Raw genomic sequence first — 19,588 nt, 5'->3', positions numbered from 1 at the left:
TGAAAAAAAGTGGAACCACGCGAAAAGCGTCTTTTGATAAGGAAACTTATTTAAAGACGCTTTTTTATTTGAAATGATAAATGAAGCATTAGGCGCAGAAGACAAGTTGTTTAGAAAGAAGTTGTCATGATTTTATCAGGAGGAAGAGGAGATGAGCTGGTTAAAACGAGCAGTCAGAGCAGTCAAAGAAAATGATCCCGCAGCCCGATCCACCCTTGAAGTATTGTTGACTTATCCAGGATTACACGCGTTATTTTGGCATCGGACCTCACATTTTCTATACCAGCATAAGTTTTATTTGCTGGCAAAAATCAACGCACAAATTTGGCGTTTTCTCACTGGTGTGGAGATCCATCCCGGTGCACAGATCGCAAGCGGTGTTTTTATCGACCACGGTATGGGTGTCGTGATTGGCGAGACCGCAGAAATTGGGGAAGATGTCGTTTTATTTCATGGTGTAACGCTTGGCGGTACAGGAAAGCAAGCTGGAAAAAGACATCCGACAGTGAAAAAAGGTGCCATGATCTCTGCAAACGCGCAGATTTTAGGTCCAGTCGTGATTGGCGAAAATGCCAAAATAGGCGCTGGTGCCGTCGTATTGCACGATATCCCAGATGAAGCAACGGCAGTAGGTATCCCAGCAAAAGTAGTTCGTATCAGAGGCGAGAAAGTAAGGAGAACAGAATGATCAAAATCTATAACACATTAACCAGAGAAAAAGAAGAATTTGTTCCTTTAGAAGCAGGAAAAGTAGGGATGTATGTCTGCGGACCAACCGTTTATAATTACATCCATATCGGAAATGCAAGAAGCACGATTTCTTTTGATACTATCCGACGTTATTTTGAATATCGCGGATATCTAGTCGACTTTGTTTCTAATTTTACAGATGTGGACGACAAAATCATCCGTGCCGCAAAAGAATTAGGCGTTACAGCACCTGAAGTCGCCGACCGTTTTATCCACGCATTTGAAGAAGATACAAAAGCGCTGAATGTCAAACCAGCAACTCTTCATCCACGAGTAATGGATCACATGCCGGACATCCTTTCTTTTATTCAAGTACTGATTGAAAATGGGTATGCTTATGAAAAGAATGGCGATGTTTACTACCGTACAAGAAAATTCAAAAATTATGGTCAATTAAGCGACCAATCGATTGATGAACTAGAAGTCGGAGCGAGCCAACGTACAGGTGAAGAACAGCAGCTGAAAGAAGATCCGTTAGATTTTGCGTTATGGAAAAGTGCGAAACCAGATGAAATCTCTTGGGAATCACCTTGGGGGCAAGGACGACCTGGCTGGCACATCGAATGCTCTGTTATGGCAACAAAACACCTTGGTGAAACAATCGACATTCATGGCGGCGGCCAAGACTTGGAATTTCCTCACCATGAAAATGAGATTGCGCAAAGTGAAGCAAAAACAGGGAAAAAATTCGCCAATTATTGGATGCATAACGGCTATGTGACGATTGGCGAAGATGATGTAAAAATGAGTAAATCTCTAGGAAACTTTGTCACAGTCCATGACATGATCCAAGAAGTTGACCCGCAAGTTTTGCGTTTCTTTATGGCAACAACACAGTATCGCCGTCCAATTCGTTACAGCGAAACAACGTTGAAAGAAGCTGCAGCAAACTTGCAAAAATTAAGAAACACATTCGATAATCTGCAATTCAGAAAAGAGAATGCACAAGCTTCTTTATCTGATGACCAAGAAAAAATCCAAGAATTAGCTGAATTAAAAGCTCGCTTCATTCAAGAAATGGATGATGATTTTAATGCAGCTAATGGAATAACTGTGGTATATGAACTTGCAAAATGGTTGAACCTTTATTTGGACCAAGCAGAAGTTTCTGCTGCTGTTCTGGAAGAAGGAGCCGCTTTATTCACAGATTGGCTAGAGATTTTCGGCATTTTATTTGTTTCTGAAGATTTATTAGACGAAGACATTGAAAAATTGATCGAAGAACGAAATCAAGCAAGAAAAAATCGTGATTTTGCCCGCAGTGACGAAATCCGTGATCAATTAAAAGAACAAGGAATATTGTTGGACGATACACCGCAAGGCACACGTTGGAGAAGAGAAGCATGAGAGATTATACGCAATTAAATGGCCTTGCATTGGCATATGTAGGCGATGCGATCTACGAGATCTATATTCGCGACTATCTTGTCAGCCAAGGTCAAACCAAACCAAATAAACTGCATCGAGCAGCCACGTACTATGTTTCAGCAAAAGCTCAAGCTGAATTGATGAAAAAAATGTTAGATGAAGACCTTTTAAATGAAGATGAGCTTCTTTATTATCGACGCGGACGTAATTCAAAAAGCCACACAAGCGCAAAAAATGCCGATATCACAACATATCGCGTAGCTACCGGTTTTGAAGCATTGATGGGTTATCTGCATTTGACTGGGAAAAAAGAACGTATGGAAGAATTGATCAAATGGTGTATCCAGGAAGCAGGTGAAAAAAATGTATAGAGAAAAAAATGGTAAGAAAAATGACCGTAAAAACCGCAATTTTCAAGATAAAAAGAAAAATGATTTTCCTCGAAAAGAGCGTCCAAAACAGAAGACTGAACCAGAAGACAGTCTAGAAAATAACTTTGTTTTTGGCATGCACGCAGCAACAGAAGCATTACAGCAAGGCCGGGGGAATAAATTATTCTTGCAAGAAGATGCACGCGGCGAAAAAATCGATCAGCTGAAACAAGAAGCAAAAGAACAATCTGTTCCGGTGAAATGGGTCCCTAAACAAAAACTAGACACAATGAGCGACCATGGTGTCCATCAAGGGGTTGTTTTAGCAATCACGCCTCATGAATATCTTTCACTAGATACACTGCTTGAGGAAGCGAAGAAAAAAACAGAAACGCCTTTTTTCTTGATTTTAGACAGCTTAGAAGATCCGCATAATTTCGGTTCGATCTTGCGTACGGCAGATGCAAGCGGTGTCGATGGCGTCATTATTCCCAAACATCGAGCTGTAGGAATCACACCAATCGTTGCAAAAACGTCTACTGGCGCTGTGGAATACGTGCCGGTTGCTCGAGTAACCAACTTAGTTCAAGCTGTACAGCAGTTGAAATCAAGCGGTTTTTGGATTTTCGGGACTGATATGAATGGGACAAATTATCAAAAATGGAACGCGCAAGGCGCAATTGCACTTGTGATCGGTAATGAAGGCCGCGGCATGAGTCCAGGATTGAAAAAAGAAATGGATGAACTGCTGACGATTCCAATGGTTGGTCATGTACAAAGCTTAAATGCCGGTGTTGCTGCCGGATTGTTGATGTACCAAGCTTTCTCTCAGCGTCAGGGGGATTAAGCATGAAGAAACAGTTATTGATCGTCGACGGTTATAATATGATTGGCTCATGGCCGGAATTAGTTCTTTTGAAGAAAAAAGAAAAACTGGAAGAGGCACGAGAGGCGCTTTTACAGCGTCTCTCGAACTATGCCAAATATGAAGGACTGGAAATCATTGTTGTTTTTGACGCCCAGCTTGTTCCAGGTATCCAGCAAAATTATAAAAAATACCAGCTGGAAGTGGTTTTTACCAAAGAAAATGAAACAGCAGACACCTATATCGAACGAATCGCAGGCGAATTGAATGATCGTCTGACACAAGTAACTGTTGCAACTAGTGATTTAGCAGAACAATGGGTTGTTTTTTCGCAAGGTGCTTTACGAACTTCTGCCTATGAGTTATATAAAACAGTCGAAAAAACCGAAAAAAATATTGCTCAAGATACTAAAAATATGCATTTTGTCGATTTTAGACGAAATTCTCCGTGGAATGATGAACAATTACAAAAACTGTCCGAAAAATTGGACAATTTAATGAAAAAAGACAAATAACATCGTTAGGTTTTTAGCTCATAAAAGAAGAGATGATAAGATTCCTCCATAAACCAGTTTATGGAGGGATAATTGTCATGTCTGAAAAGTTATTTTATGCGGCACGTAACGGGAACGAAGAAGCGTTCTCTATTTTGTATAAAAAGTATTTTCCTCTTTTATTGCGTTTGAGAAGCATCTATTATGTGCGCCACTATGTACACGAAGATTGGGAGCAAGAAGCCAGGATCGCTCTTTATCGGGCATTGAAAACTTATGAAACAAGCAAAGGAGTCAGTTTCGGCAGCTATTATAAACGTGTGCTGAGCAATCAAATCTATTCACTTTTGAGAAAACAAAATGCACTGAAACGGCGAGATCAGAAGGACGAATTGTCGATCGAACACAAAATCGAAACAGAAGGTCCAGACTTTTTGGCAGAGTTTACGATCCAGGAACCAATGGCTGTCCAGCAGCTTCTCCTGAAAGAAGCCATTGAATCCAGCAAAATCAATTTCTCTGAAAGAGAGTCGCAGATTTTTTATTACTACGCAAACGGACAGGATTTCGTCTCGATGGCAGAGATGCTGTCGATGGATTTGAACCAAGTGATGAGTGCCTATGGAAGAGCGAAAATGAAGATAAAAAAATATTTGAAAGCGTATAACGAAGAATAAAGAGCTTACAACTATGTTTGTGAAAATATTTTTATTGCATTTTATTTTTCCTTATGGTAAACTTGATATTTTTCAATAACTGTGTTACAATAGTTATTGAGGTGAAACTGTATGCCAACAACTTTAGCTACAATCAAGAAAGATTTAGAAGGTCGCATTGGCAGCCCAATCATGCTGGTTGCTCAGACTGGAAGAAAACGTCAAACAGAACGCCGCGGCGTTTTGACAGAAACTTATCCTTCAGTGTTCGTTGTTGATTTGGATCCTGAAGAAAATTCTTTTGAGCGAGTATCGTACAGTTATTCAGATGTTCTTACTCGAACAGTAGAAATCGAGTTTTTAACGGAAGCAATTTAAGGAATTTACGAACAAAGTGTCATGGTTCAGGCAGTGAGATTCTTTCTAGAGGGAAAATCGATCGTTTTATTTTGTTTCTAGAAAGTTTACTGCTGCAGGAAGAATGAAGGCATTACTATCAAAAGGCTGGCTGACAGATGTCGCAGCTCTTTTTTTATAGTTGTTTTTAAAAAGATCGAAGCGGGGGAATCATTTTTGGAATATCATGTAAAGAAATTCACAGAGTTGACGGTACCAGAATTTTATCGAATCGTGACTGAGCGGATCGCTGTTTTTGTCGTTGAACAAAATTGTCCGTATCAAGAAGTCGATGAAGTAGACGCGCAAGCACTGCACACTTATTTTGCAGATGATGCGGGGAATGTTTTAGCATATACACGTATTTTTGAAGAAGGAGATGCTGTCCATTTTGGTCGTGTACTAGTGGCAGAATCACAACGTAAAAATGGTTTAGGCCGAAAAATCGTTGAAAATACAATAAAAGTTATTGAAGAAACGTACCCAGGAAAGCCAATCGTTATTGGGGCACAAGAATACTTGCAGGAATTCTATCGATCATTTGGATTCAAAGCCGTTTCTGATGTTTATTTAGAAGATGATATCCCGCATATCGATATGAAAAAAGAAGCAAATTAAATATCTAACCAATATAAGAAGACCGCAGAGTATGTTCACTGCGGCCTTTTTGTGTACAACGTTCAGGTTGTTATTTTTTTGGTTCGACAACTTCTTGTGCTGCTGGTCGTCCGTTATCTTCTGCTACTTGCTGTGCAAGCAAATCACGGATGTCGCTCAAGTATTCTTCGGCTGTTGGTGTAGGTTCTGCAACTTCTTCTTCTTTGGAAGGACGCAAGTTTTTGGCGCGGTTGGCTGCTTTCACAACTAGGAATAAAACAAAACCAGTAATCAAAAATGTAATAATGGCACTAATCACATCGCCAAATGCAAAAGTCACACCTTTTCTAGGGGACCAATCCAAAATAGAAAGAGCACCTTCCAAATCACTTGTTCCTGTAATCGCAGCAACGACCCATCCAACTAACGGTGTAATCAATCCTTGAACGATTTGGTTAACGATTCCGGTAAATGCACTCCCAATAACGACACCTACAGCTAAATCAAGGACATCGCCTTTCATGATAAACTCTTTAAATTCTTTGATCATAAAAATATTCTCCTTTCTTTTCTTATCTTTAAATTAGTATAACGGAGATTATAAAAAAGTTGAAATATTTAAAACATGAAGGAATTCCTAACACACAAAAATAAGATTTATCTATGATATACTAATATAACTAGCAATGAGAAGGAGTTTTATCTATGACTAAATTATTAGCAGAAGGAGTAAATCTGCATGTTTTGCCAACAAAAAAATACAAAACGATCCGTATATTTCTGCGATTTACGACACCATTAGACCGCTCAACAATCACAAAACGTGCTTTATTGAGCAGTTTGCTTGAAACAAACAGCTTGAATTACCCCGATCAAACACAATTAAGCGCAAAATTAGCCGATCTTTACGGCGCTAGTTTTGGTACCAATGTTGGGAAAAAAGGCCGTCTGCACTGGCTGAATGCAGGCATGAGCTTTGTTAACGGCGAATACATCAATGATGATACATTGTTGAGTGAAGCTGCAGATTTTTTGAAAGAGATTTTGTTTTATCCTCACATCAAGGATGGGCAATTCGATCAGCAAACCTTTGACTTGGAAAAGGAAAACATGATTGCTTATTTAGAAAGTTTGGATGAAGATAAGCAAACAGCTGCTTCTTTGGCAATCCAAGAACTTTATTTTGACAAAGATGAAGCACAAAAAATCCCAAGTTTTGGGACAGTTGCCGAATTGGAAGAAATCACAGCAGTTTCACTTGCGGAGTACTATCAAAAAATGATTGCAGAAGATCAGGTAGACATTTTTGTGATTGGCGATGTCGAGGAAGAGGAAGTTTTTCGTGCGCTGAGACGGTTGCCTTTTACCGATAGAAAAGAAGCACATCCTGAGATCTTTTACATGCAGCCAGAAGAGAACATTATCAAAGAACGCCAAAAACAAGACGACGTGATACAAGCTAAATTGAATTTAGCCTATCAAACACATGTCTACTACGATGAAATTGATCGTTTTTCTTTATTAGTCTTCAATGGTTTGTTTGGCGGCTTCCCGCATTCAAAGCTGTTTATGAATGTCCGTGAAAAAGAAAGTCTTGCTTATTATGCTTCAAGCAATGTGGATACATTCCGCGGCTATATGAGCGTGCAAACAGGGATCGATGGAAAAAACAGAGAGAAAGTATTACGTCTTGTCCACGAACAATTGGAAAGTTTGCGTAACGGAGAAATAACTGAATTAGAAATGGCACAAACCAAATCTATGCTGAGAAATCAGTATCTTTTATCTCTGGACTCTCCACAAGCAGCAATCGAAACAGCTTATTTGGAAAACTGGCTTCCTTATACAAAAATGACAGATGAAGAATGGTTGTCTCGAATCGAGAATGTAACAGTGGAAGATGTACAAAGAGTAGCTGAAAAAATCAAGTTGCAAGCTATCTTCTTTTTAGATGGAGGAAACACAAATGAATAAGACAGAATATACGCAGATCAATGAAACGCTGTATCAAGAGATTTTGCCGAATGGTCTAAGAGTCTACTTGTTGCCAAAAGATGAATACCATAAAACATATGGTTTATTTAGTACGAATTATGGTTCTATCGATAACGAATTCATCCCATTAGGTGAAACAGAAAAAGTGAAAGTACCTGACGGAATCGCGCACTTTTTGGAACACAAACTTTTTGAAAAAGAAGAAGGAGATGTCTTCCAGCTTTTTGGGCAGCAAGGAGCTTCGGCCAATGCGTTTACAAGTTTTACGAAGACAAGTTATCTTTTTTCTACGACTGACCAAGTGGAGAAGAATCTAGAAACACTGCTTGATTTCGTTCAATCGCCATACTTTACCAAAGAAACAGTAGATAAAGAGAAAGGCATCATTGGTCAAGAAATCCAGATGTATGAAGATGATCCTAACTGGCGCCTGTTTTTCGGCATTCTCAATAATCTTTATCCTAACCATCCGCTGCACATCGATATAGCTGGGACAGTGGAAAGTATCGATAAAATCACTGCCGAAGATCTTTATACATGCTATCGGACTTTTTATCAGCCAAGTAACATGGTTTTGTTTGTGGTAGGAAAAATGGACCCAGAAAAAATCATGGAATTGATTAGAAACAATCAAAACCGTGAATTCGAGCCAGCACAGGAAATCAAACGATATTTTCCAGAAGATGATCAAATTGTTGCGAAAAGTGAAGTGGAAATGGCTGTTTCCCGTCCAAAATTTGTTCTTGGTATCAAAGGACAAGATGAGTTACCAACAGACGGCTTTAAATTATACCGTTATAAAACAGCACTGAACCTGTTATTCCAAATGCTTTTAGGCAATACTTCAAAAAACTATCTATCTCTTTATAATGAAGGGGTCATCGATGACAGCTTCGGCTTTGAATTTAACCTTGATCGTGAATTCCATTTTGCTGATTTCAGCGGCGATACGAAAGAGCCGGAACGTGCAGCGCAAAAAGTCAAAGAGATCTTGTTAGGTTTTGCGGAAGATCCAGAAGTTAACGAAGAAAACTTTTCATTGATGAAGAAAAAAATGTTGGGTAAATATTTCCAATCATTGAATTCCATCGAGTATATCGCAAACCAGTTTACACAAAGTCTTTTTGGTGAAAAAACATTGTTTGATTTTCCAGAAGTAATCGAGTCTATCAAATTGGAAGATGTAGTGAAAGTTGGCGAAGCATTTATTGACGGAAAAGCGTTCAGCGAATTTTATATGAGACCAAAAGCCAAATAAAATTGGCAGTTTAACAGACTTTGAAATAACAATGATTTAGAGATAAAATAATTCAAACAATAAGTTTTTCAGCATCGGAATCAAGCAAACATTTCCGATGCTGAAAAATGATTTCTGATAAAGAAAATGTAAAGAGAAGGACGCTTCTTTTTGTGTTTTCTTTTTTCATCTCAGGATAAAAGACTACGTTCGGAGCATTAGTTTCGCGGCATTAATTCAAAATCCACAAAAATAGGAGAAGCTATTTTCATGGATTCTTCTTTAATGCTTGGAGCTGGACAGCTTTTTCACAACCTCTATAAACGGTGTTTTCTCAGTTGATCCTCGGCATTAAGCTTTGTTCATGAAAAACATGAAAAGCTGTTTTCCATGGACAAAGAGTCTTAATGCTCAAATCAGAACACCGAGAAAACAACCTCTATACACGGTGTTCAAACAATTGCTTCTGCGGAAATAAGTCCAACAAAACAAAAATGTGAGAAGCCATTTCCATTTTGCTGTTCTTATTTCTTGAAGCAGCCCATCGTTTTCACAACCTCTATAAACGGTGTTTTCTCAGTTGATCCTCGGCATTAAGCTTTGTCCATGAAAAACATGAAAAGCTGTTTTCCATGGACAAAGAGTCTTAATGCTCGAATCAGAACACTGAGAAAACAACCTCTAGGTAAACGGTGTTCAAAAGCTAGCTCCTGCGGCATTAATTTAAAATCCACAAAAATAGGAGAAGCTATTTTCGTGTATTCTTCTTTAATGCTTGGAGCTGGACAGCTTTTTCACAACCTCTTTTTCAAAAGTATTAAATTTCGTTTTAGTCTTGCGAAAATGTTATCCTCATCGTGATTTTTTTATGGTATTCTAAGAGAGGTTGGACACAGTTGTTCAACATTTTTGAATTTATTTTTAGGAAAGTATTTTTTAGCCTGATTTTCAGGAAACATGCTACACTGGAAATAACAATACTGACTGCACAGAGCAGTTGGTCAGAATAGAAAAGACTGGAGAAGATGTGCGAGTGGCTTTTGAAACCATCGGAGAAAGATTACGGCAAGCCCGTCTAAACAAAAAAATATCTTTAGATGAATTACAACAGATTACAAAAATCCAAAAACGTTATCTTGAAGCAATCGAAGAAGATGCGTTTGACCAGCTTCCTGGTAAGTTCTATGTTCGCGCCTTTATTCGTCAATATGCGCAAGCTGTGGGAGAAGACGGTGATAAACTAGTAGATGTCTTTGACGGAAAAACTGAATTATCAGAAGGAGCTGTCCCTAAGCGTCCTCAACCAGAATCAGTGCAGGGCTCTAGAAAAGAACTGCGTAAAGAAGACACGGTACCAAGTAAATTCTGGACAAGTTTACCTGTTATTTTATTGATTTTTGTTGCTTTAGCAATCATTACAGTAGTTGGATATATGACTTGGCAAGACAGACGTTCAGAACCAATCATTGCCGATACAGCTTCTTCTTTACAAGTGGATGGTTCAGTAACTTCTGAAACGACTGAGAAAACCAGTGAAACTTCCGAAGAAACAAAAGAATCAGAAACAACAGAAGAAACAAGTACAAGCGAAGAACCAAAAATGACGATCGAGGCCGGTGAAGATACTGGAAGTGCCATCGCTGTGAATGTGAAACAAGCAGAAAATCCAGTGAAACTAGAATTTACCGCTACAAATCGTGTATGGGTCGGCGTAATGATCAATAATGCTTATGTCTATCAAGTGACTTTGGCAGCTGGTGAAAGCCAAGCAACTGAATTGCCTGCGAATACACCAAATGCAACCATCGTGATTGGGGCAGCAAACAATATAGCAATCAAGGCAAATGGTGAAGATGTTCCAGTCAATGGAGAAAACAATCCTAGTACAAAAAATGTCAACTTGACGCTTGAATATGCTCCGGCAGAAAATGATCAATAATGTTTAGCTCGTTTTATATGAGGCTGTTTGACGAATGTCGCAGCCTCGTTTTTATTTATCCTTCATAAAACTGTTTTACAGCAAAAATGGTTCGTTTTTCACAAAAATAGAGAGTTTCTGGTGGAAAGTTTGGCAAGAGTCACGTAAAATAAACGAGAAAGGGGCGCGAGAATGTGAATTTACCAAATAAATTAACTGTTTTGAGAATATTGATGATCCCTATTTTTATTTTAGTGATCGTTTTGCCATTAGATTGGGGAACGGTAACAGTGGGAAATACAGACTTAGCTGTTACACAATTAGTAGGGGCTGTGATTTTTGCAGTCGCTAGTATTACTGATTGGCTGGATGGAAAAATTGCCCGTTCACGTGGATTAGTAACGAACTTCGGTAAATTTGCCGATCCTTTAGCAGATAAAATGCTTGTTATGACAGCCTTTATTATGTTGGTGGACCAAGGAAAAGCACCAGGTTGGGTCATAGCGATCATCGTCTGCCGCGAGTTAGCCGTAACAGGTTTGCGTCTGCTGTTGGTAGAACATGGTGAAGTAATGGCTGCAGCGTGGCCAGGAAAAGTCAAAACAGCAACTCAGATGTTAGCAATCATCTTGTTATTGATCAATAATATCCCATTTAACTTGATGGGACTTCCATTAGATCAAATCATGCTTTATGCTTGTCTGATCTTCACGATTTACTCTGGGATCGATTATTTTGCCAAAAACAGTGCAGTGTTCAAAGGTTCAATGTAATTAGAAATAAAAAAAACACTTGCCAAACCGCTTGAAAGCTGAATAAAGAATATAGACAGAAAGGAGCAGGCCGAAAAATGTCCAGCTCCTTTTTCTGAACCCATCGATTCAGAAAAAATTGATTTTATAAAATATTTTATGGAAATAAGCGTATCTAAAAGAGAAGAGGGAAAGAAATGAAAGCAGAGATCATAGCAGTAGGAACGGAACTGCTTCTAGGCCAAGTAACGAATACAAATGCAACTTTTTTATCCGAACAGCTGGCAGATTTAGGAATCGAAGTTTATTATCATACAGTTGTTGGCGACAACCGCCAGCGTTTAGAGGAATTGCTGACCTTGGCAGAGAGCCGCAGTGAATTGATCGTGTTGTGCGGCGGATTAGGACCAACCGAAGATGATTTGACGAAAGAAGCAGTCGCAGCACATTTAGGGAAATCACTAATCCAAAATACGGAAGGCTATAAAAAACTTCTGGAATTTTTTGAAACGACGAAACGTAAAATGACAGAAAACAATCTTCAGCAATCACAGATCATTGAAGGCGGCACGCCATTACCGAATCGCACGGGTTTAGCTTTAGGAACTTTTTATCAAACAGATGCCTGCGCTTATCTGCTGCTTCCTGGACCGCCAAATGAACTCAAACCAATGTTCATTGAACAAGCCCGTCCGCTGCTGCAGCAAACCTTTCCTTCAGAAGAACAACTGCTTTCTAGAGTTTTGCGTTTTTACGGCATCGGCGAATCGCAATTAGTAACTGAATTGAAAGAGCTGATCGATCATCAAATCAACCCAACGATTGCTCCGTACGCAAAGCCCAATGAAGTGACGCTGCGATTGACAGTGAAAACAAAAGACAGCCAGGCAGGACAGCAAGCATTATTAGCCTTAGAAGAAAAAATCCTTGAAGAAGTTGGCGACTTCTTCTATGGATATGGTGATGACAATTCGCTGGCAAAAGTAACAGTCGAATTGCTGAAAGAACAAGGATTGACCGTTACTGCGGCTGAAAGTCTGACAGCTGGTGCTTTTCAAGCGGCGATTGGTTCGATTCCTGGGGCTTCCTCTGTTTTTCCAGGCGGATTCGTGACCTATTCTGAACAGACAAAAGTCAACTTTTTAGCGATCGATCGAGAACTTCTTGAAAAATATGGGACAGTCAGCAGAGAATGTGCTGAACAAATGGCTTTAAAAGCGCGTGAGATCGCTGGGACAGACTATGGGGTATCATTTACAGGGGTGGCTGGGCCAGATACCTTAGAAGGCCAGCCGGCGGGCACTGTGTGGATTGCATTGGCAGACGAACAAGGAAATGTTGATTCGGAGCAATTTTACTTCCCAAGAAACAGGGAAGCGGTGCGTCAAAGTGCTGTGATGAAAGGGTTTGACATCCTTCGTCGAACAATATTAAGAAAGAAATAAAAAATGCGAATATTTGTTCGGTTTTTCTTGATTTTTGTCTTCAAAACCGATATGATATTAGTAATGAAACGACGCTTTGTAAGTTGAAATATAAGGAGGATTATCGATTGGCAGATGATCGCAGAGCAGCCTTAGATGCTGCATTAAAGAAAATCGAAAAGAATTACGGTAAAGGTTCAATCATGAAATTAGGGGAGAAGATCGATCAACAAATCTCTACTATCCCAAGCGGATCTTTAGCGTTAGATGTTGCTTTAGGTGTGGGTGGCTATCCACGCGGACGTATTATCGAAGTATATGGTCCAGAAAGTTCAGGTAAGACAACAGTTGCTCTTCACGCAATCGCAGAAGTTCAAAAGAACGGCGGAACAGCTGCATTTATCGATGCGGAGCATGCATTGGATCCTCAATACGCCCAAAAATTAGGTGTTAACATTGATGAACTGCTTTTATCTCAGCCAGATACTGGTGAACAAGGGTTAGAAATCGCTGATGCATTGGTGTCTAGTGGCGCAATCGATATCGTAGTCATCGACTCGGTCGCAGCTTTAGTACCTCGTGCAGAAATCGACGGAGAAATGGGAGACACTCACGTAGGTTTGCAAGCTCGTTTGATGTCTCAAGCACTTCGTAAACTATCAGGTTCGATCAATAAAACAAAAACGATCGCATTATTTATCAACCAAATCCGTGAAAAAGTCGGCGTGATGTTCGGTAACCCTGAAACAACACCTGGCGGACGTGCGTTGAAATTCTACTCTACGATCCGTTTAGAAGTCCGCAGAGCAGAACAATTGAAACAAGGGACAGATATCGTAGGGAACCGTACAAAAATCAAAGTCGTGAAAAATAAAGTTGCTCCTCCATTCAAAGTGGCAGAAGTCGACGTTATGTATGGACAAGGAATCTCTCAAGAAGGCGAATTGCTGGATATGGCAGTAGAAAAAGACATCGTGGACAAAAGCGGTGCTTGGTACGGCTATAAAGAAGACCGTATCGGCCAAGGGAGAGAAAATGCCAAAGCTTATATGGCAAGTCATCCTGAAATGATGGCTGAAATCGCTGAGCTTGTCCGTGCAGCTTATGGAATCGGTGACGCACCTCTTGAAGTAGAGGACGAAAAACAAGAAGAATTACCTCTAGAAGAAGAATAATTTGCGAAAGCAGGACTGTTTTGTGATCAACAAAATAGTTCTGTTTTTTTGCAATGGAGCTGTTTATGCCATTAAGCGGTTACTTTTGTATGAAATAGGACAATCCAGCACCCAAGCAAAGCTTAATTAAAGTTGACACTCTGGGACACAAACATTAGAATAAAGTTGTATATGTGTTATTACATATACAGGTGCGAATGCGCATATAGGTAATATTAAAATAGTTTGTTGAAAGCTATGTGATAAAAATGAAAAAGATAGTATGGAGGTGGATTTTATGGGATTCAGCATTCTCCTCGCTATCATCGGTTTAATTGTCGGTCTTGGTTTAGGGTATGTTTTTGAGAAATCACGTCACGAAAAAGAAATCGCTGGCGCGCAATCATCGGCGGCAGGCATTCTTGACAGTGCAAGAAAAGAAGCAGAGACTCTAAAAAAAGAAGCATTGTTGGAAGCTAAGGAAGAAAACCAGAAATATCGTTCTGAAGTTGAAAGTGAGCTGAGAGAAAGCAGATTAGAATTAAAATCTCAAGAAAATCGTTTAATCCAGCGTGAACAAACGTTGGATCGTAAAGATGACTCATTGGAAAAACGTGAACATTCGCTGGAAAGCAAAGAAGAAATACTTAGCTCAAAACAGCAATTAATTGAAGAGCGGGAAAAAGACGTTGAAAAACTGATTGAAGATCAACAAACAGAGTTAGAAAGAATTGCTGGCTTAACGAAAGAAGAAGCTAAGGGCGTCATCATGAAGTCGACCGAAGAAGAGTTGAACCATGAATTAACGATCATGGTCAAAGAATCTGAACAACGCGCGAAAGAAGAAGCAGATCGCAAGGCGAAGAACTTGTTATCATTGGCTATCCAACGCTGCGCAGCAGATCAGGTTTCTGAGACAACTGTATCTGTGGTCACTTTGCCAAATGACGAAATGAAAGGCCGGATCATCGGTAGAGAAGGACGAAACATCCGAACATTGGAAACATTGACCGGAATCGACTTGATCATTGACGATACACCGGAAGCAGTAGTATTGTCAGGTTTTGACCCAATTCGAAGAGAAATTGCTCGAATGACACTAGAAAAACTGATCCAAGATGGACGTATCCATCCAGCACGTATTGAAGAAATGGTTGAAAAATCACGTAAAGAGATGGATGAACACATTAGAGAATATGGTGAAGAAGCCGCTTTTGAAGTTGGTGCCCATACACTTCACCCAGATTTGATCAAGATTTTAGGAAGATTGCGATTCCGAACAAGTTATGGTCAAAATGTCTTGAAACACTCAGTCGAAGTCGCAAAATTAGCAGGTATCTTAGCTGCTGAATTAGGCGAAGATATCCAATTAGCAAAACGTGCAGGCTTGCTTCATGATATCGGGAAAGCTCTTGACCACGAAATCGAAGGCTCTCACGTAGAAATCGGAGCAGAATTAGCTGCGAAATATAAAGAAAATCCTGTAGTAATCAATGCTATCGCCTCTCACCATGGAGATGTAGAAGCAACTTCTGTCATTTCTGTATTGGTAGCAGCTGCCGATGCATTATCAGCTGCTCGTCCAGGTGCCCGCAGTGAATCACTTGAAAACTATATCCGCAGACTGCAAAACTTGGAAAATATCTCCAACAGCTTTGCAGGTGTTGAATCTAGTTTTGCTGTTCAAGCAGGACGCGAAGTACGTGTGATGGTGAAACCGGAAGAGATTTCTGATTTAGATGCTGTTCGTTTGGTTAGAGATATCCGTAAACGTATCGAAGAAGAACTTGATTATCCAGGACACATCAAAGTTATTGTTATTCGCGAAACCAGAGCAACAGATTACGCGAAATAAACATAAACGTATTGTTTATACAAACACACAAATGTTTAATATAAAAAAGCTTGGCTTTCGGCCAAGCTTTTTTTGTGCAGTTTTTTTGAAACAAAATGTTATTCGCCTTTTTGCATAGCGATATCTTTTTCGATTGTTGCGTTGATTCCTTTGATGATAGCTGGGATAAAGCCTGCTTCTTCCAAAGCAACAACACCAGCGACTGTTGTTCCGCCAGGAGAAGAAACCTGATCAACGAGTTCCCAGGGATTTTCTGACCCAGACAAGAATTTCTCACAAGAGCCCATGATAGCTTTTGCCGCGATTTCTGTTGCAGTTTTCTTTGGCAGCCCATTTAAAACCCCAGTGCGTCCCATTGCATCGATCAGCATATAGATAAAGGCTGGTGAACTTCCTGCTAGGCCGATAAAATTGCTGAAGTCTTTTTCTGCTAAAGGATAGACGCTTCCCACGGCTTCAAAGTAAGTAATGATTTGAGTAAATTGTTCTTCATTCACTGATTCATTTTTGCAAATAGCAGAAACACCTGCACCAACACTCACGTTCACATTTGGCATCACTCGAATAACAGCAGCTTTTTCATCATCCAGAGCTTTTGTGAGGTCTGCTAATTTTTTCCCAGAGGCAATAGAAACAAAAAGCTTTTCTTGACTGAAAGATTGTAATTCTGCTAATACTTTTGAAATGACCACAGGCTTGACTGCTAAAATGATCGCATCTGCTTTTTCAGCAACTTCTTGATTTGTCCGGCAAGCTGTGACACCTGTTTTTTCAGCAAAAGCTTGTGCATTCTCAAAATGTCCGCTTGAAACAAAAATAGATTCTTTAGAAATCGTTTCTTTATTCAAAAGACCTAAGATAATTGCTTGTGCCATGTTTCCTGTACCAATAAATCCTAATTTCATTCCGATCATCCTTCCTTTTGTGAATAAGAATATCTTTCTTTTAGTCGTTGCGCAAGTGATAGAATAGGCGGAAAGTGGAAAAAACTGCTTAAATAAGCTAACATAAAGGGGAAAACAGACAAACATAGGAAGGTAATGTTGTGAAAAATAAACTATATCCAGTCTTTCAGTGGATGAAAGAGCATGGTTTGATCCTCAAATTGATTTTTTTCGCTTCGATCCTGCTTTTTGTTGCAAATCAAGTAGCAAACATTGCGCATGGGATGAGCTGGAAAGATATTTTTGAAACGATGGGTGCACAAAAACGGCTCACGATTGCCGGCATGGTCTTAACAGGGCTTGCAGGCGTGATGCCAATGCTTTTATATGATTGGGTAACGGTCAGGATCTTGCAGAAAAAAGGAATGCCGCCCATGTCGAAACATGATTTCTTTCTTTCAGCTTGGGTGACGAATACGATCAATAATCTTGCTGGTTTTGGCGGTGTTGTCGGTGCTAGTTTGCGTGCAAATTTTTATGGAAAACAGATGGATCGGAAAAAGGTCTTGGCCACGGTCTCAAAAGTTGCTTTGTTTATGCTGACTGGATTGTCGATCTTAGCTTTTGTGACATTTATTGACATTTTTTTCATCCAAGAAAAGAGTATTTTTCGTAGTTATTGGATTTGGCTCCTTGGTGGCAGCTTTTTAGCGCCTGTTGTTTTTTTCTTTGCTTATCTAAAGAGAAAGACGTTATTTCAGGAATTTTATCCAAAAGGGCTGCTGGGATTATTGGCAGCTTCGTTGGGCCAATGGTCAGGCGCGTTATTCGTATTTTTACTGATTGGGAAATTTATGCGGGTTGATGTCTCGCTGTATGCGTTATATCCGATGTTCATTATTGCGACCTTGATTGGTATGCTGACGATGGTGCCAGGCGGAATGGGGACATTTGATGTCTTGATGATCTTAGGTTTGAGTCAATTGGGGATTTCTCAAGAAGCAGCGGTTGTTTGGCTATTATATTATCGTTTATTTTATTATGTGATTCCTTTTATTACGGGGATTGGATTGTTTTCTGCAAGTACAGGAGTGAAGATAAACAGATTCTTAGATAACATTCCGCGATTGTTGTTCCAAAAAGCAGCTCATGGGCTTTTAGTCAGTGCGATTTATTTTGCCGGGATCATGATGATCTTGCTTTCGACGATTACTAATTTATCCGCTGTAAGTCGTCTCTTTCAGATTCTGCTGCCTTTTTCTTTCAATTTTTTAGATCAAACATTGAACTTGCTGATTGGCTTTTTGCTGTTGGGCTTAGCCAGAGGAGCAGCCATGAAAGTCAAAAAAGCATTTTTGCCAACGATCGTATTGCTGATTTTTGGTATTTTGAATACGGTATTGCGTACGTTGTCTTGGCAGCTAGTTGTTGCCTATCTGGTGATCCTGAGTATCGTCTGGCTGTCACGGAAAGAGTTTTATCGAGAAAAATTTGTTTATTCGTGGGGCGCGATCCTTTTTGACGGCTGTTTATTCGGCTTTTTATTCATTGTCTATGGAATCGCTGGTTTCCAACGAGGACAGTCTTTTGTGGGACGTTTCACAGCAAACAGCTTTTTCTTGTTTCCTTCAGAAGATGTATGGTTTTCAGGCTTGATTGGGTTAAGCATTTCGTTACTTACCTTAGCAGTGTTATATCAATATCTAGCAGATACGACTATTGAACTGGGGACAAAATTTGACAGGAAACGTTTTTCACAACTTCTTAAACAGTATGGCGGAAATCCGACAAGTCATTATTTGAATTTACCAGGATACCGTTATTTCTATTATCAGGAAAATGGTGATGACTGCGTTGTTTTTGGTTATCAGATTAAGGGAAACAAATGTTTTGTTTTGGGTGATCCGATTGGCGATCCGCAAAAACACAAAGCAGCAACTCACGCATTTATCCAACAAGCAGATGTACTTGGCTATCAGCTTGCTTTCTACAAGATTTCCGAAAGCTATGTTGTTTTGCTGCACGACTCAGGTTTCCATTTTGCAAAAGTCGGAGAGTCAGGTATCGTTGATTTAGCTTCAGAAAAAGCAGCGCAAGCATCACAGCAGCTGGTTTGCCAAGTATTGAAAAAAGAAGGCTATCATTTTGTCTGGTATGAAGAATTGCCGGAAGAATTGATGGAAGAAGTGGCGGCTGTTTCAGAAGAGTGGTTGAGCGGCGCAAGAGAAAAGTATTTCTCTGTGGGGCGTTTTGACCGCGACTATGTGAAGACAAGCGGCATCGGTGTAGTAAAAAAAGAACAAAAAACGGTTGGTTTCATTACTTCTAAACCGATTTCTGATGAATTAGCTGGGTATGACCTTTTGCGTGTCTTGCCAGATCAGCCAACAGAATTGTATGATTTCCTATTAGCTGGTTTATTTGAGGTTTATCAAGAAAAAGGCTATCAAGAAGCAAGTTTGGGATTGGCACCATTAGCAAATGTCGGGGAGACTGACTTTTCGTTCTTTGAAGAAAAAATCATGCACATCATTTATAATTATGGAGATTTCTTTTATTCTTTCCAATCCGCATATGAAAGAAAATCACGTTATGTCGGTCGTTGGGAAGGACGTTATTTTGCCCATTTGAAAGGCAGCAGTTTTCTGTTTGCGACACTACAATTGTTTATGTTGATTGGACGAGGCAAAAGCAAGACGCCAAGTATCGCAGAAGAAGTGATTTTGGAGATCGATAAATAAAAGAGAGCTTTAAGGTTAAATAATCAATAAAGAAGAAGCACAAAAACACTCGGCAAATCTAATTGCCGAGTGTTTTTGTGTATTTTTTCGTTCCGCTGTGGAGTGGAACGGTTCATTTACGATCTCTATAA

18 protein-coding genes and 1 other annotated feature (1 of these 19 running past the window's edge) are annotated in these 19,588 nt (G+C 39.7%); of the genes, 16 read left to right on the top strand and 2 right to left on the bottom strand.

Going from position 1 to position 19,588, the window contains the following annotated elements; all coding sequences use genetic code 11:
* Nucleotides 1-37: a binding site (T-box leader), on the top strand; it begins 172 nt to the left of the window's first position.
* 114 nt (nt 38-151) lie between these two features.
* From epsC to IGI64_RS11675, 8 genes are all read left to right on the top strand, one after another.
* Nucleotides 152-688 carry a serine O-acetyltransferase EpsC gene (gene epsC / locus IGI64_RS11710; protein WP_016624344.1) on the top strand — a complete coding sequence of 179 codons (537 nt, stop codon included), beginning with the start codon at nt 152-154 and terminating at the stop codon, nt 686-688.
* A complete protein-coding gene (cysS, locus tag IGI64_RS11705; protein WP_016624343.1) occupies nt 685-2,097 on the top strand; it encodes a cysteine--tRNA ligase in 1,413 nt (470 codons plus the stop codon). The genes epsC and cysS overlap by 4 nt, the downstream gene beginning before the upstream one ends.
* Nucleotides 2,094-2,489 (top strand): Mini-ribonuclease 3, encoded by a 396-nt coding sequence (locus IGI64_RS11700; protein WP_016624342.1) that lies wholly within the window; start codon nt 2,094-2,096, stop codon nt 2,487-2,489. Before cysS ends, IGI64_RS11700 begins: the two co-directional genes overlap by 4 nt.
* Complete coding sequence (gene rlmB / locus IGI64_RS11695; protein WP_429940639.1) at nt 2,482-3,336, top strand: 23S rRNA (guanosine(2251)-2'-O)-methyltransferase RlmB; 855 nt, start codon at nt 2,482-2,484, stop codon at nt 3,334-3,336. Before IGI64_RS11700 ends, rlmB begins: the two co-directional genes overlap by 8 nt.
* A 2-nt stretch (nt 3,337-3,338) precedes the next feature.
* Complete coding sequence (locus IGI64_RS11690; RefSeq protein ID WP_429940638.1) at nt 3,339-3,869, top strand: NYN domain-containing protein; 531 nt, start codon at nt 3,339-3,341, stop codon at nt 3,867-3,869.
* Between the two features lie 77 nt (nt 3,870-3,946).
* The gene (locus IGI64_RS11685; RefSeq protein ID WP_429940637.1) at nt 3,947-4,525 is read left to right on the top strand and encodes an RNA polymerase sigma factor; all 579 of its coding nucleotides are present in this window, start codon (nt 3,947-3,949) and stop codon (nt 4,523-4,525) included.
* A gap of 111 nt (nt 4,526-4,636) precedes the next feature.
* Nucleotides 4,637-4,882 carry a Veg family protein gene (locus tag IGI64_RS11680; RefSeq protein ID WP_016624338.1) on the top strand — a complete coding sequence of 82 codons (246 nt, stop codon included), beginning with the start codon at nt 4,637-4,639 and terminating at the stop codon, nt 4,880-4,882.
* Between the two features lie 195 nt (nt 4,883-5,077).
* A complete protein-coding gene (locus IGI64_RS11675; protein ID WP_429940636.1) occupies nt 5,078-5,518 on the top strand; it encodes a GNAT family N-acetyltransferase in 441 nt (146 codons plus the stop codon).
* Between the two features lie 70 nt (nt 5,519-5,588).
* On the opposite strand, the gene mscL is transcribed toward IGI64_RS11675, so the two are convergent.
* Nucleotides 5,589-6,047 carry a large conductance mechanosensitive channel protein MscL gene (gene mscL / locus IGI64_RS11670; protein WP_016624336.1) on the bottom strand — a complete coding sequence of 153 codons (459 nt, stop codon included), beginning with the start codon at nt 6,045-6,047 and terminating at the stop codon, nt 5,589-5,591.
* A 155-nt stretch (nt 6,048-6,202) separates the two neighbouring features.
* On the opposite strand from mscL, the gene yfmF reads away from it, so the two are divergent.
* The 7 genes from yfmF to rny all read left to right on the top strand — a co-directional run bounded on the left by yfmF (nt 6,203) and on the right by rny (nt 15,832).
* Nucleotides 6,203-7,471 (top strand): EF-P 5-aminopentanol modification-associated protein YfmF, encoded by a 1,269-nt coding sequence (gene yfmF / locus IGI64_RS11665; protein ID WP_429940634.1) that lies wholly within the window; start codon nt 6,203-6,205, stop codon nt 7,469-7,471.
* Entirely contained in the window at nt 7,464-8,750 is a 1,287-nt protein-coding gene (gene yfmH, locus IGI64_RS11660) for an EF-P 5-aminopentanol modification-associated protein YfmH (RefSeq protein WP_429940633.1), read from the top strand. Before yfmF ends, yfmH begins: the two co-directional genes overlap by 8 nt.
* A 1,012-nt stretch (nt 8,751-9,762) precedes the next feature.
* Nucleotides 9,763-10,668, top strand: a complete 906-nt coding sequence (locus IGI64_RS11655) for a RodZ domain-containing protein (protein WP_034862215.1) — start codon at nt 9,763-9,765, stop codon at nt 10,666-10,668.
* A gap of 173 nt (nt 10,669-10,841) precedes the next feature.
* Nucleotides 10,842-11,420 (top strand): CDP-diacylglycerol--glycerol-3-phosphate 3-phosphatidyltransferase, encoded by a 579-nt coding sequence (gene pgsA / locus IGI64_RS11650; RefSeq protein ID WP_034862213.1) that lies wholly within the window; start codon nt 10,842-10,844, stop codon nt 11,418-11,420.
* Nucleotides 11,421-11,596: 176 nt separating this feature from the next.
* The gene (locus IGI64_RS11645; protein ID WP_429940630.1) at nt 11,597-12,844 is read left to right on the top strand and encodes a competence/damage-inducible protein A; all 1,248 of its coding nucleotides are present in this window, start codon (nt 11,597-11,599) and stop codon (nt 12,842-12,844) included.
* A gap of 107 nt (nt 12,845-12,951) precedes the next feature.
* On the top strand, nt 12,952-13,998 hold the full coding sequence (gene recA / locus IGI64_RS11640) for a recombinase RecA (protein ID WP_034862211.1): 1,047 nt from the start codon (nt 12,952-12,954) through the stop codon (nt 13,996-13,998).
* 277 nt (nt 13,999-14,275) lie between these two features.
* On the top strand, nt 14,276-15,832 hold the full coding sequence (gene rny, locus IGI64_RS11635) for a ribonuclease Y (RefSeq protein ID WP_034862209.1): 1,557 nt from the start codon (nt 14,276-14,278) through the stop codon (nt 15,830-15,832).
* A 98-nt stretch (nt 15,833-15,930) separates the two neighbouring features.
* On the opposite strand, the gene proC is transcribed toward rny, so the two are convergent.
* Nucleotides 15,931-16,737 (bottom strand): pyrroline-5-carboxylate reductase, encoded by an 807-nt coding sequence (proC, locus tag IGI64_RS11630; protein WP_429940629.1) that lies wholly within the window; start codon nt 16,735-16,737, stop codon nt 15,931-15,933.
* Between the two features lie 140 nt (nt 16,738-16,877).
* Here proC and mprF point away from each other — a divergent pair, with 140 nt between their 5' ends.
* The gene (gene mprF, locus IGI64_RS11625) at nt 16,878-19,457 is read left to right on the top strand and encodes a bifunctional lysylphosphatidylglycerol flippase/synthetase MprF (RefSeq protein WP_429940628.1); all 2,580 of its coding nucleotides are present in this window, start codon (nt 16,878-16,880) and stop codon (nt 19,455-19,457) included.
* Nucleotides 19,458-19,588: the final 131 nt, after the last annotated feature.

Origin of the sequence: Enterococcus sp. DIV0210g (genome assembly GCF_050559705.1) — a bacterium.
GTDB classification, from domain to species: domain Bacteria; phylum Bacillota; class Bacilli; order Lactobacillales; family Enterococcaceae; genus Enterococcus_B; species Enterococcus_B faecalis_A.
Note: the sequence above shows the minus strand (reverse complement) of the source record. Positions and strands in the feature narration are given on the sequence as shown.